Source organism: Kitasatospora sp. NPDC127067 (assembly GCF_042724755.1).
GTDB lineage: Bacteria > Actinomycetota > Actinomycetes > Streptomycetales > Streptomycetaceae > Kitasatospora > Kitasatospora lactacystinica.
Genome location: NZ_JBHXEM010000001.1, coordinates 16,469 through 27,667, shown reverse-complemented (window position 1 = coordinate 27,667; position 11,199 = coordinate 16,469). Strand labels below are relative to the sequence as shown.

General features: G+C 75.6%; 14 protein-coding genes. 7 read left to right on the top strand and 7 right to left on the bottom strand.

Annotated features, from left to right (window positions below):
* Window positions 1-5: 5 nt before the first annotated feature.
* Complete coding sequence (locus ACFWJ4_RS00135) at window positions 6-902, bottom strand: NmrA/HSCARG family protein (RefSeq protein WP_380537776.1); 897 nt, start codon at window positions 900-902, stop codon at window positions 6-8.
* A gap of 74 nt (window positions 903-976) precedes the next feature.
* On the opposite strand from ACFWJ4_RS00135, the gene ACFWJ4_RS00130 reads away from it, so the two are divergent.
* Window positions 977-1,459: a MarR family winged helix-turn-helix transcriptional regulator gene (locus ACFWJ4_RS00130; protein WP_380538073.1), complete on the top strand. Its 483-nt coding sequence runs from the start codon at window positions 977-979 to the stop codon at window positions 1,457-1,459.
* A 50-nt stretch (window positions 1,460-1,509) separates the two neighbouring features.
* Here ACFWJ4_RS00130 and ACFWJ4_RS00125 read toward each other — a convergent pair whose 3' ends face one another.
* The 3 genes from ACFWJ4_RS00125 to ACFWJ4_RS00115 all read right to left on the bottom strand — a co-directional run bounded on the left by ACFWJ4_RS00125 (window position 1,510) and on the right by ACFWJ4_RS00115 (window position 3,391).
* Window positions 1,510-1,716: a hypothetical protein gene (locus ACFWJ4_RS00125; RefSeq protein ID WP_380537774.1), complete on the bottom strand. Its 207-nt coding sequence runs from the start codon at window positions 1,714-1,716 to the stop codon at window positions 1,510-1,512.
* Window positions 1,717-1,922: 206 nt separating this feature from the next.
* The gene (locus tag ACFWJ4_RS00120) at window positions 1,923-2,507 is read right to left on the bottom strand and encodes an alpha/beta hydrolase (RefSeq protein WP_380537772.1); all 585 of its coding nucleotides are present in this window, start codon (window positions 2,505-2,507) and stop codon (window positions 1,923-1,925) included.
* Between the two features lie 122 nt (window positions 2,508-2,629).
* Window positions 2,630-3,391 (bottom strand): alpha/beta fold hydrolase, encoded by a 762-nt coding sequence (locus ACFWJ4_RS00115; protein ID WP_380537770.1) that lies wholly within the window; start codon window positions 3,389-3,391, stop codon window positions 2,630-2,632.
* A gap of 124 nt (window positions 3,392-3,515) precedes the next feature.
* Here ACFWJ4_RS00115 and ACFWJ4_RS00110 point away from each other — a divergent pair, with 124 nt between their 5' ends.
* Both ACFWJ4_RS00110 and ACFWJ4_RS00105 read left to right on the top strand, forming a co-directional pair.
* Complete coding sequence (locus tag ACFWJ4_RS00110) at window positions 3,516-4,049, top strand: SigE family RNA polymerase sigma factor (protein WP_380538072.1); 534 nt, start codon at window positions 3,516-3,518, stop codon at window positions 4,047-4,049.
* Window positions 4,046-5,008, top strand: coding sequence for a hypothetical protein (locus ACFWJ4_RS00105; protein WP_380537769.1), 963 nt, complete (start codon window positions 4,046-4,048; stop codon window positions 5,006-5,008). The genes ACFWJ4_RS00110 and ACFWJ4_RS00105 overlap by 4 nt, the downstream gene beginning before the upstream one ends.
* Before the next feature lie 56 nt (window positions 5,009-5,064).
* Here the strand turns inward: ACFWJ4_RS00105 and ACFWJ4_RS00100 are convergent, their stop codons facing one another.
* Window positions 5,065-6,291, bottom strand: coding sequence for a glycosyltransferase (locus ACFWJ4_RS00100; protein ID WP_380537767.1), 1,227 nt, complete (start codon window positions 6,289-6,291; stop codon window positions 5,065-5,067).
* A gap of 225 nt (window positions 6,292-6,516) precedes the next feature.
* Here ACFWJ4_RS00100 and ACFWJ4_RS00095 point away from each other — a divergent pair, with 225 nt between their 5' ends.
* On the top strand, window positions 6,517-7,320 hold the full coding sequence (locus ACFWJ4_RS00095) for a nucleotidyltransferase family protein (protein ID WP_380537766.1): 804 nt from the start codon (window positions 6,517-6,519) through the stop codon (window positions 7,318-7,320).
* 60 nt (window positions 7,321-7,380) lie between these two features.
* Here the strand turns inward: ACFWJ4_RS00095 and ACFWJ4_RS00090 are convergent, their stop codons facing one another.
* Window positions 7,381-7,887 (bottom strand): hypothetical protein, encoded by a 507-nt coding sequence (locus ACFWJ4_RS00090; RefSeq protein WP_380537764.1) that lies wholly within the window; start codon window positions 7,885-7,887, stop codon window positions 7,381-7,383.
* A gap of 190 nt (window positions 7,888-8,077) precedes the next feature.
* On the opposite strand from ACFWJ4_RS00090, the gene ACFWJ4_RS00085 reads away from it, so the two are divergent.
* The 3 genes from ACFWJ4_RS00085 to ACFWJ4_RS00075 all read left to right on the top strand — a co-directional run bounded on the left by ACFWJ4_RS00085 (window position 8,078) and on the right by ACFWJ4_RS00075 (window position 10,682).
* Window positions 8,078-8,749: a DedA family protein gene (locus ACFWJ4_RS00085; RefSeq protein WP_380537763.1), complete on the top strand. Its 672-nt coding sequence runs from the start codon at window positions 8,078-8,080 to the stop codon at window positions 8,747-8,749.
* A 134-nt stretch (window positions 8,750-8,883) separates the two neighbouring features.
* Window positions 8,884-10,047: a sensor histidine kinase gene (locus ACFWJ4_RS00080; RefSeq protein WP_380537761.1), complete on the top strand. Its 1,164-nt coding sequence runs from the start codon at window positions 8,884-8,886 to the stop codon at window positions 10,045-10,047.
* Window positions 10,038-10,682, top strand: a complete 645-nt coding sequence (locus ACFWJ4_RS00075) for a response regulator (RefSeq protein ID WP_380537760.1) — start codon at window positions 10,038-10,040, stop codon at window positions 10,680-10,682. The genes ACFWJ4_RS00080 and ACFWJ4_RS00075 overlap by 10 nt, the downstream gene beginning before the upstream one ends.
* Here the strand turns inward: ACFWJ4_RS00075 and ACFWJ4_RS00070 are convergent.
* Window positions 10,667-11,164 (bottom strand): hypothetical protein, encoded by a 498-nt coding sequence (locus ACFWJ4_RS00070; protein ID WP_380537759.1) that lies wholly within the window; start codon window positions 11,162-11,164, stop codon window positions 10,667-10,669. The two genes, ACFWJ4_RS00075 and ACFWJ4_RS00070, sit on opposite strands and share 16 nt — an antisense overlap.
* Window positions 11,165-11,199: the final 35 nt, after the last annotated feature.

Here is an 11,199-nt window from a genome sequence, read left to right as displayed (position 1 = left end):
TCCCCTCAGAGGTCCCAGGTGCGGGCCGCCGCCCACGTCTCCAGCGGCTGCCAGTCGATCTCGGGGTGCTCGGCGTGCAGGGCGCCGGTGTCGATGGTGAGGCCGGGCTCCTGGAAGTAGCGGAACATCGTGGCGAGGTCCTCGGAGTACCCCGCCACGACCGAGAGCGGCACCTCCACGCAGCGGATCGGCCGGCCGCTCGCCGCAGTGATCGCGGCGGCGATCTGCTCGCCGGTGCGCCACTGGGAGGCGATGTCGATGCGGCGGCCCGCGTAGGCGGCGGGCCGGGCGAGGACGTGGGCGGCGAAGGCGCCGATGGTGTCGGCGGCGATCACGGGGAGCGGGACGCCGGGCGGCATGGGGAGGTGGAAGACGCCGTCGCGGAGGGACTGCAGGGTCCAGTCGTTGGCGTAGTTGTCCATGAAGGCGGCCGGGCCGAGGACGGTCCACGGCAGGCCGAGGCCGGCCAGGTGCTGCTCGACCCGGTACTTGCTGTCGAAGTGCGGGATGCCGGTGGAGCGGTCGGCGTTGGTCGCGGAGGTGTAGACGACGTGCCGGACGCTTCCAACGGCCCGGGCGGCGTCCAGCAGGGCGGTGGCCTGGCGGACTTCGGCGTCGGGGTCGGTGCCGAACGGGGTGGACATCGCGAACAGCGCGCCGGCGCCGTCGAGTGCGGCGGCGAGGGAGGCCGGGTCGTCGAAGTCGGCGCGGACCACGTCGGCGCCGAGGGCGGCGAGTTCGGCGGCGGCGGGCGAGCCGGGCTCGCGGGTGAGGGCGCGGACGGGGCGGCCGGCGCGCAGCAGGGCGCGGGCGGTGGCGCCGCCCTGGGCTCCGGTGGCTCCGGTGACGGCGACGGGAGGCGTGGCGGCGACGGGAGGCGAAGGCTCGATTATCTGCGTCATGCAGACAACATAGGGCGCCATCTCTGCGCGACGCAAACAATTATCGGGCGGCCGGTTACCCTTCCCCCATGACGATGTCCCGCGACGAGCTGATGGCCCGACTGTGGCCGGTCTCGCGCCGCTACCTGGCCTCGTACGTGCTGTTCAACCAGGCCGTCGCCGACCATCTGGGCATGCACCCGACCGACGTCCAGTGCCTCAACCTGCTCACCCTGGAGGACGGGCCGGTCACCACCGGCCGGATCGCCGAGCTCACCGGGCTCACCAGCGGCTCGGCCACCCGGCTGGTCGACCGGCTGGAGAAGGCCGGGCTGGTCACCCGGCAGCGCGACGAGGCGGACCGGCGGCGGGTACTGGTCGCGGTCCGCCCCGAGGCGCTGGAGCACTACGGGGCGGTGTGGCGCGAGCTGTCCACCGACTGGGTGGCCGCCTTCGCCGAGGACACCGAGGTCGAACTCGACTTCCTGCTACGGCACATGAACCGCACGGTCGAGCTGAGCCACCGGCAGATCGCCCGGCTCGCGGCCATGGATCCGGACGGCTCGAACGGGCCCTGAGCCCACGCGGGTGAATCCCCCCGGACGGGCCCGGACGGTCCCCGGCCGGGTCAGGACGACGCCAGTGGCGGCAGGGAACCGAGCGCGAGGACGTCGGCGCGGCCGGCGCGGTGGGCGGTCCCACCGGCGGCGGCCGGCGAGATCGGGTTGCCGCCCCCGCTGCCGCCGTCGAGCGGCTCCGACTGGTCCTGCCAGCGCAGCCCGCTCGTCGCGGGGTCGAAGGCGTACAGCTGCTCGTCGCCCGCATCCGCGTACACGCCACCATCGTCGGCGGCGACCTGGCATCGGCGCCGCCGGGGTCCGCGCTCACTCCACCCGACCCAGATGCCGCGCCAGGAACCGTTCGGAGGAGAGCAGTTGGAGCTCCGGCATCTCCAAATGGCCCCCGGGGTTGGCGTGCAGCGTCTTCTCCCGCGAACCCAGCGCACCGAACAGGGCCAGCGCCCCCTCACGCAGGACCAGCTCATCGTCCCCACTGGAGGAGGAACTCCACCGGCACCCCGACCCGCTCCGCCGCCTCCGTCTGCGACGCGTGCCCCGTCAGCCCGAACACCGCGACGGCGACCCGCGGTTCGGCCGCCGTCAGCGGGATGCCGATCACGCTCCCCAGCGACAGCCCCCAGTACCCCACCGGCCCGAGGCCCTCCGCCAACCCGCCCAGCGCGTCCAGCACCGCCACCCACTCCGGCACCGCCCGCTCCGCGAGCGCCGCCGTGTGCCGCGCCACCCACGCGCTGATCGGCCGCCCCGCGGCGATCAACTCCCCGATCTCGGTGGCGAACCGCTCGTCCTGCGCGCTGCGGGGCCGCTCCCCGTGCCCCGGCGCGTCCAGCGCCACCGCCGCGCACCCGAGCTCCCGCACGCACCGGCGGGCCCGGTCCACCAGCCCCGGCACCAGCTTGTGCTGCCCGCCGCCGTGCCCCAGCAGTACCAACGGCCGCCCGCCGAGGGGCGGTCCGTCCGGCTGCCAGAGCACCGCGGGCACGCCGTCGAGGGTGAAGCGGCGCTGCGTCACACCGTCCGCGCTGGATTCCGAGGTGAAGTGCACCTCGCCATCATGGCTCCCGACACGCGTTCGAGTCCCGGCTTTCCGCGTTGCCGCCGGAGCGGACCGCCACCGGCGGCTGAGCAGTGGCCCGCACGCCGCGGCGCGTCCGGTGCCCGTGAGCGCTACTGCGCGGCCGGGGCGGACTCGCCGAGGAAGGCGAGGAGGAGGGCGGTGGTTTCGGCCGGGCGTTCCAGGCTGGGGAGGTGGCCGGCCCAGGGGAGTTCCTGGTGGCGGGCGTCGGGGAGCAGGGTGGGGAGGGTGGCGGCGATGTCGCGGAAGTCCTGGAAGTCGTGGGCGCCGGCCAAGGCCAGGGTGGGGGCGGTGATCCGGCCGAGGTCGACGTCCTCGCGGTCGGAGCCGAACTTCGCCTCCATCTGGACGTCGAAGGCGTGGCGCTGCATCCGGCGGACGTGCGCGCGCGTCTGCTCGTCGGCCTCCGGGCCGAGCCAGGACTCGACGTTCAGCTCGACGGCCGCGTCGATCTCCCCGGCCTCGATCAGCTCGTCCTCCCGGCCGCCGAAGGCGCGCAGGGTATCGCTGGGCCGGTGCCCGGGGATGCCCGCGCCGAGCAGGGCCAGCCTGGTGACCGCCTCGGGGCGCAGTGCGGCCGCCGTCAGGGCGATCCGGCCGCCGTGGGAGGCGCCGACCAGGGCGGCGGTCCCGATGCCCAGGTGGTCGAGCAGGGCCAGGACGTCCCCGGTGTCGCTGTACGGGCCGTCCGCGAGCGGCGTGTCGCCGAAGCCGCGGAAGTCGCAGCGGACCACCCGGTATCCGGCGTCGATCAGCGGCTGCCACTGCGCGTCCCACATCCGCCGGTCGCACACCGAGGAGTGCAGCAGCACCACGGCGGGCCCACTGCCTGCTACGTCATGAGAAATGATCATCCGGCGGATAGTAGTGCCCTTGCCGCCGTTCCCCCAAGCAGTTTGAAGCCGCCGCACCCACCCGGTAAGCGCTTCCGGCCTCCCCGGGGCTCTGGACGGGTGAAGGAGGTGATCGGAGGTGCTCATGGGAGAAGCGAAGAGCGATCGGGACGACGGGTTCCAGGCGTTCATCGTCGCGGCCTGGCCGCGCCTGGTACGGACGGCGTACCTGCTGGCCGGCGAGCAGTACGCGGCCGAGGACCTGGTGCAGTCCGCCGCCGAGAAGGCCTGCGCGGCCTGGTCGAAGGTGCGCCGGGCCGACGATCCGTACGCCTACGTGCGGCGGATCCTGGTCAACCAGCACGCCCGGCGCTGGCGCCGCCGGGCGCCGGAGCTGCTGGTGGACGCGGTGCCGGACACGGCGGGGGCGGAGGACGGCTTCGCCCGCTCCGACCAGCGCGGGGCCCTGCTGGCCGCGCTGGCCACCCTGCCGCCGCGCCAGCGCGAGGCGGTGGTGCTGCGGCACTGGGAGGACCTGAGCGACAGCCAGACGGCGGCGGCCATGGGCTGCTCGGTGGGTGCGGTGCGCAGCCACGCGGCGAAGGGCATCGCACGGCTGCGGCAGGTCTCGGCGCTGGTGGAACTCAAGGACACGACACGGATCGGAGGAGCGGCATGAACCGGGAGCCGGACGGGGTGGGTACGGGCGCGAACGACGGCGAGGACCTGTGGGTCGGGTTCGGCCTCGCCGAGGCGGCGGCCGGCGCGAGGATCGGCCCGGCGCCGGTGGCGGACATCGTGGCGGGCGGCCGCCGGCTGCGGCACCGCCGCCGTACGGTGGTCGGCGCGGCGGTGCTGGCCTCGGTGGTGGCCCTGACCGGGGGTGCGCTGACGCAGCTGCGCCCGGGCGGGGCGCCCGCCCGCGGGATCGGTGCCGCGGGCGTCGGCGCCGCGCTCTCCCCGATGCCCGGCCCCACGCCGGAGCGCACTCCCGGGTGGGGCTCCCCCATCCCGCCGGACGGGACCGCCCCGGCCTTTCGGAACCCGCTCGCCCCGGTCCGGGTGCTGCTGGGCCAGGGCCTGACCCCGGACGGCAAGCAGTGGCAGCTGTGGGAGGCGCTGTGGCCGCAGGCTCCGCAGGAGCGGGCGTTCGAGCAGGCGACGGCGGTGTGGGAGGAACGCAGCCGGTACGACCCGGCGGTCCCCGAGCCGACGCCGGAGTACGTCCGGCAGTACTGGCAGCCGGACTCCGACGTCACCAACGTCTACTTCACGGTGGACGGGGTGCGGCAGTCCCACGACTCCGAGGGCACCCAGGCGGCCCCGGGCAAGGTCGACCCGCGCAGCCGGACCGCTTTCGGCGGCGGGCTGGTCGGCCACCGGGGCAAGGGCGACACGGTGGCCCCGCTCGACGTGGTGCTGCTCTCCCTCGGCCCGGACGTCGGCCGGGTGGTGGTGACCTGGGCGGACGGCAGCACCACCGAGCCGGCGTTCGTCACCGTGGCCGACTCCCCCGTCCGCGCGATGGTGGTGGCCCGCCCGGGGACGATGCGGGCGAAGTCCTGGCAGTTCTTCGACAAGGACGGCAACACGCTCCCGGACGCCGGAGCCCGGTACCTGACGGAGCCTCCCTCCTGAGGCGGACGGCGGGAGTGGGAAGTCGGCCGGGCCGACTTCCCACTCCTCGCCCACCCTCAGCCGAGCAGCAGCTTCGCGGCCACCGTCGCACCGTCCGTGCGGATGCCGGCGGCGACGGCGGCGGCGCGCTCACGGGTGGCGGGGGCGAGGGCGTGGCGGAGGGCCGCGGTGAGGGATCCGGTGGTCGGGGTCGGGCCGTCGTGGGCGACGCCGATGCCCAGCTCCGCCACCCGCGCGGCCCAGTAGGGCTGGTCCACGATCTGCGGGACCAGCACCTGCGGCACGCCGGCCCGGGCGGCCGTGGTGGTGGTGCCCGCGCCGCCGTGGTGGACGACGGCCGCGAGCTCCGGGAACAGCGCCTGCTGGTTGACCTCGCCGACCGCGAAGCAGTCCTCGGCCCCGTCCACCTCGGCCAGTCGGGCCCAGCCCCGGCCGAGCAGCACCCGCCGGCCCTGCGCCCGGACCGCCTCGACGGCGACCCGGGCCGCGTCCACCGGGTCGCGCAGCGGCATGCTGCCGAAGCCGACGTACACCGGCGGCTCGCCGGCCGCCAGGAAGGCCGACAGGTCGGCGGGCAGCGGGCGTTCGTCCGGCAGGATCCACGCGCCGGTCTGCACCGCCTCGGGCCAGGCCGCGCCGGCCGCGCCCCCGCCCGGGCCCGGCCACGGGTCGAGCAGCGGGTCGGTGGCCAGCCACGGCCGTCCGGTGAGGACGTGGTCCCGGACGTTGTCCGCCACGGGCAGTCCGACGGCCGCCCGGTGGGTGTTGACCGCCGCGCCGAACAGCGCGTTCATCGTCCCGATGTTGAGCTCCCACAGCTCCCGGGGATCGGTCACCTCCGGCGGGTACGGCAGCATCGGGTACTCGAACGGCCGGTGGTGCGGGGAGGGCAGCATGGTCGGCTGGAGGGCGGCGCAGGTGAAGCGGGCGCCCAACTGCTCGGCCGCCGCCTGGGCTCCGGCCACCGCCGGGAACAGGCCGGTGGCCACGACCGCACCGCCCGGCTCGGCCGCCCCGAGCACCGCCGCGTGGAACTGCTCGACCAACCGGGCCGCGCGCTCGGGGAGTTCCGAGGGCGCCGGGGGCGGCCCGCTGACCAGCGAACGCACCGACTGCCCTACCGGCACCAGTTCGACCCCGGCCTCGGCCAGCCGGGCCGCGAACTCCTCGTCCGGCGGCGCGCACACCCGCGCCTCGGCGCCCAGTTCCCGCAGCCGCAGCGCCAGCGCGGCCATCGGCTCGACGTCCCCGCGCGACCCGTACGTCGACAACACCACTCGCACGTCGTGACTCCCCGTTCCCTCGGATTGCGTCCTTGAGTCGGTGATTCTGCGGCAGCACCGGGGCCTTGTGGCAAGGCCCCCCGTGCGCTATAAGTTGAGAGTGGCGAGGAGTGGGCACGCCTCCGGACACCGCCGGACACCTCCGCGACACCGACCCGCCACGACGCACCGGGCGGGCGCCGCAATTCCCCGGGCGGGCACCGAAGCGCCTGGCAGACTCTCCCCATGCGCACCGTCATTGAGAACATGGCCTCTCAACTCGCCCGTGTGCCCGGCGTGGTGGGGGTGATGCTCGGCGGGAGCCGGGCCCGGGGCGAGGAACGGCCGGAGTCGGACTGGGACCTCGGGGTGTACTACCGGGGCGCCCCCGACCTCGACGCGCTGCGGGCGCTCGCCGGGCCGGAGGTCGAGGTGGCCGGGCCGGGCGGCTGGGGGCCGTGGGTGAACGGCGGGGCGTGGCTGCGGGTCGAGGGTGTCGCCGTGGACTGGATCCTGCGGGACCTCGACCGGGTCGGGCGGGTGTGGGCGGACTGCCGCCGGGGCCGCTTCGAGGTGGGAACGCAGGCCGGCCACCCGCTCGGCTTCTGGTCGCCCTGCTACCCGGGCGAGGTCGCCCTCGGACTGCCGCTGGCCGACCCCACCGGGGAGTTGACGCGGCTCAAGGAGCAGGCCGCCGACTATCCGGAGCCGCTGCGCGACGCCCTCACCGCGGCCACCTGGGAGGCCGGCTTCCTGCTCGACACCGCCGCGAAGAGCGCCGCCCGCGCCGATGCCCTGCACGTCTCGCTCTGTCTGTCGCGCACCGTCGGCATCCTGGTCCAGGCCCTCCACGCCCACCACCGCCGCTGGTGCCTCAACGAGAAGGGCGCCCTGGCCGTGGCGGAGCAACTGCCGGACACTCCGGCGGACTTCGGCACGACGGCGCGCGGCCTGCTCGCCGCGCCCGGCGGATCGGCGGCCGAACTGACGGCCGCGGTCGCCCGGGCGCGGGAGCTGACCCGGGAGACCGTGGCCGCACTGGGCCGCTGAGCCGCCGGCCGGGCCGCTGGGCCGGCCCGCCGAGCCGGCCCCGGGCTCCCGGCGGGGCGGTCAGTCCCGGTACCAGGAGACGGTGAACCCGTGGTCGGCCGCCGACGCCACCTCGACGGCCGCCGCCCGCAGCTCCCGCTCCCAGTCCTGCCGCGCCCCGGACGCCCGGTCGCCGAGGCAGTCCGGGCAGCAGACCTGGTCGGCCAGCGCCACGAACCGCTGTTCCGCCGCGTTCGCGGCCCCGCCGCTCGCCCGCCAGAGCTCGCTGACGGCGTCCCCCGATGTGATCTCCTGCGACATCAGCCGGGCCGCCGTGCGGTGCAGCAGGCAGCGCCCGACGAAGTCGTCGTCCGGCACCGGCAGGCCGAGCTCGGCCATCGCCTGCCACAGCAGCCCGCCGAGCTCGGCCGAGCGCTCGCCCCGGCCCCGACGCCCCGCCAGGTCGCACAGCGCGGCCGACTGCGCACCGACTCCGGCCGCCAGCAGGTCGGCGGCGGCCATCGGCAGGTCCTCGGGGTGGACGAGCCCGGTGGTGTACCGCCAGGCCAGGGTGAAGGCGTCGTTCATGGCGACATCCTGACAAGACGACCGCGGCCGTCGCCACCCGGTATCCGCGGCCCTGCGGGAAACCGCGGGGTGGCGTGCTGCGGGAAACCGCAGGAGGTTCGCCGGAAACCCTCATACCGCCACTGACCTGCGGTTTCTAGCGTGGAGCCAGCCGGGGACGAGCAGTCCCCCGACCACTTTGGAGCCCCGCATGCCGCACACCGTCCTCGCCATCGCCCAGCAGCCCGCCGACGGGTTCGCCGGCTGGGCGGCCGACCTGGTCGACACCATGGGCGGCCCCGGGGCCGGCCTGGCGATCGCGCTGGAGAACCTCTTCCCGCCGCTGCCCAGCGAGGTGATCCTGCCGCTGACGGGCTTCGCCGCCGGGCAGGGCGTGATCAGCCTCGCGTCCGCGCTGACCTGGACCACCCTCGGTTCGGTCGCCGGGGCCGTCGTCCTCTACTGGCTGGGCGCCCTGTTCGGCCGGGAGCGGATGCACGCGATCTGGGCCCGGCTGCCCCTGGTCAAGGCCTCCGACCTGGAGCGCACCGAGGCCTGGTTCGCCCGGCACGGGACGAAGGCGGTGCTGCTGGGCCGGATGGTGCCGATCTTCCGCAGCCTGATCTCGGTACCGGCCGGGGTCGAGCGGATGCCGCTGCCCGCGTTCGTCATGCTGACCACGATCGGCAGCCTGGTGTGGAACAGCGTGCTGGTGATGGCCGGCTTCCTGCTCGGTGACCGCTGGGACGTGGTGGAGACGTACGTCGGGCTGATCTCCAAGGCGGTCCTGGTCGTGGTCGTGCTGGCCGTGGCCGGGTACGTCGTGATGCGCGTCCGCAGCCGCGGCGGCGAGAGCGCCGCCCAGCACCGCCGCACCCGGTGACCGCCCCGGCCGGCGCCGCGGGCCCGGGCGACACGGCGGACCGGGCCGGCCCCGCACACCCCGCCCCGGACGGCGCCGCACACATCGGCCCCACCGACCCTATCGGCCCCACCGGCCCCGTAAGCTCGAACCCCGTGCAGGGGGATGGAGCAGACACCACGTCATGGCCGCGCCGCGCCGCCGGAGTTCTGCTCGGCTGCCCGAGCGCCGCCCTCGCCGCGCTGTACCTGCTGCTGGCCGGCGCCGTCCTCGGCCCGTTCCTGCTCTGGCCGCGCACCCGCCCGTACGCGGCGCCGGGCCTGCTGTCCGGGGTGCGCCGGCTGGCCGCCCTGGAGCGGGCCCGGCGCCGGGCGTTCTTCGGCGACCGCTTCCCCCGCCACTACCGGGCGGACGACCGCAGGCTGCTGCGCTACCTGGTGGTGCGCAGCGGTGGCGGGCTGGTCGCCGGGGTGGTGCTGGGGTTGCTGGTCTTCGGGCTGGCGCTGGCCGTGCTGCTGGTCGGCGGGGTGCTGCGCGGCTCGCTGGGCTGGGAGGAGCTGGCGACCCAGGTGCTGCTCGGCGGGGTGCTGCTCTTCCTGGCCGTGCAGGGCCTGTTCTCGCTGGCCGCGCTGGACGCCCGGACCGCCCGGGAGTGCTTCGGGCCGTCCGAGGCCGAGCTGCTGCGCCGCCGGATCGCCGAACTCGCGGACAGCCGGGCCGCGGTGGTGCGGGCGGTGGACACCGAGCGGCGCCGGATCGAGCGGGATCTGCACGACGGCGTGCAGCAGCGGGTGGTGGCGCTGGCGATGCTGCTCGGCCGGGTGCGGCGCGGCCTGGACCGCCACCAGGGCCCGGAGCGGACGGAGGCGCTGCTGCGCCAGGCGCACCGGGAGGCGCAGGAGGTGCTGACCGAGCTTCGCGAGGTGGCCTGGCGGGCGTACCCGTCGGCGCTGGACACCCTGGGGCTGGAGGAGGCGCTGGGCGGGGTGGCCGAGCGGTGCGCCATCCCGCTGCGGCTGCGCTACGAGGTGGCCGGCCCGCTCCCCGAACCCGTGCGGACCGCGGCCTACTTCGTGGTGTCGGAGTGCGTCACCAACGCCGCCAAGCACTCCGCCGCCTCGGCGGTCTCGGCCCGGGTCGAGCGGGCCGCCGGCCTGCTCACGGTGCGGGTGGAGGACGACGGCGCGGGCGGCGCGGACCCTGCCGGCAGCGGCCTGACCGGCCTGCGCGGGCGGGTGGCCGCGCTGGACGGTACCCTCCACGTCCACAGCCCCGCCGGGGGCCCGACCGTCATCACCGCGGAGCTGCCATGCGCGTGACCCTCGCCGAGGACTCGACCCTGCTGCGGGAGGGCCTGGTCCGCCTGCTCGCCGAGGAGGGGCACGAGGTGCTGGCCGCGGTGGGCGACGCGACGGCGCTGACCGCGGCGGTGGCGGAGCAGCAGCCGGACGTCGTGGTGGTGGACATCCGGATGCCGCCGACCCACACCGACGAGGGGCTGCGGGCGGCGGTGGAGATCCGCGAGCGGTGGCCGCGGGTCGGGGTCCTGGTGCTCTCCCAGCACATCGAACGCGGTTACGCGGCCCGGCTGTTGGACGCCGGCGCGGAGCGGGTCGGCTATCTGCTGAAGGACCGGGTGGCCGAGGTCGAGGAGTTCCTGGACGCCCTGGTGCGGGTCGCGGCGGGCGGCGCGGTGATCGACCCGGAGGTGGTCCGCCGGCTGGTGGTGCACACCACCCGCACCGACCCGCTGGCCCGGCTCACCCCGCGGGAGCGCAGCGTCCTGGAGGCGCTCGCCGAGGGCTGGACCAACGCCGCCATCGCGCAGCGACTGCACGTCTCGCTGAGCGCGGTGGAGAAGAACCTCAACGCCGTCTTCGACAAGCTGGACCTGCCCCGCACCACGGACCACAACCGCCGCATCCTGGCCGTCCTGCACTACCTCGGCGTGTAGGGCCGGTCTCCTGGTTCCTTGCCGGGCCCGACGGCACGGACCCAGACGGGGAACGGCGGGATCGCCGCTTCCTCCCCCTCCGCCTCGTCCTCGTCCTCGTCCGTGATCCTGGTGACGCCGGGCTCCGCGTCGGCGAGGTAGTCCGCGACGATCGGCCCGAGGTCCGCCACCGGTTCGTACGCGCCGCCGAACGGCAGGTCGTCCGGGCCGACCGAGCCGGTCGAGCAGCGCAGCTGCCCGGCCTGGTCGTCGTGCCAGACGTAGAACGTGGCCGGCCCGTCGTGGCCCAGCGCCCGGACCCGGTCCCGGAGCAGGGCGGCGGTCCGCTCGAAGGCGGCCACCACCTCCGGGACCCTCAGCGCCCGCCGGTCCTCGACCTCGGCGGTCAGCCACCAGGTGTTGGTCTCCCACTCCACCGGGTGGTCGTCCGGCTCCAGCGCCAGCGGCTCGTCCGCCAGCTCGGCGATCCACGTCAACAGCATGGCGGCAGTATCCCCCGGCCGGGTGATGCCCCCGG

Bases quoted from the DNA above. Each gene is read 5' to 3' on its own strand.
- ACFWJ4_RS00135 (WP_380537776.1), bottom strand. From the start codon at position 902: ATGACGCAGATAATCGAGCCTTCGCCTCCCGTCGCCGCCACGCCTCCC.
- ACFWJ4_RS00130 (WP_380538073.1), top strand. From the start codon at position 977: ATGTCCCGCGACGAGCTGATGGCCCGACTGTGGCCGGTCTCGCGCCGC.
- ACFWJ4_RS00115 (WP_380537770.1), bottom strand. From the start codon at position 3,391: ATGATCATTTCTCATGACGTAGCAGGCAGTGGGCCCGCCGTGGTGCTG.
- ACFWJ4_RS00110 (WP_380538072.1), top strand. From the start codon at position 3,516: ATGGGAGAAGCGAAGAGCGATCGGGACGACGGGTTCCAGGCGTTCATC.
- ACFWJ4_RS00105 (WP_380537769.1), top strand. From the start codon at position 4,046: ATGAACCGGGAGCCGGACGGGGTGGGTACGGGCGCGAACGACGGCGAG.
- ACFWJ4_RS00095 (WP_380537766.1), top strand. From the start codon at position 6,517: ATGCGCACCGTCATTGAGAACATGGCCTCTCAACTCGCCCGTGTGCCC.
- ACFWJ4_RS00090 (WP_380537764.1), bottom strand. From the start codon at position 7,887: ATGAACGACGCCTTCACCCTGGCCTGGCGGTACACCACCGGGCTCGTC.
- ACFWJ4_RS00085 (WP_380537763.1), top strand. From the start codon at position 8,078: ATGCCGCACACCGTCCTCGCCATCGCCCAGCAGCCCGCCGACGGGTTC.
- ACFWJ4_RS00075 (WP_380537760.1), top strand. From the start codon at position 10,038: ATGCGCGTGACCCTCGCCGAGGACTCGACCCTGCTGCGGGAGGGCCTG.
- ACFWJ4_RS00070 (WP_380537759.1), bottom strand. From the start codon at position 11,164: ATGCTGTTGACGTGGATCGCCGAGCTGGCGGACGAGCCGCTGGCGCTG.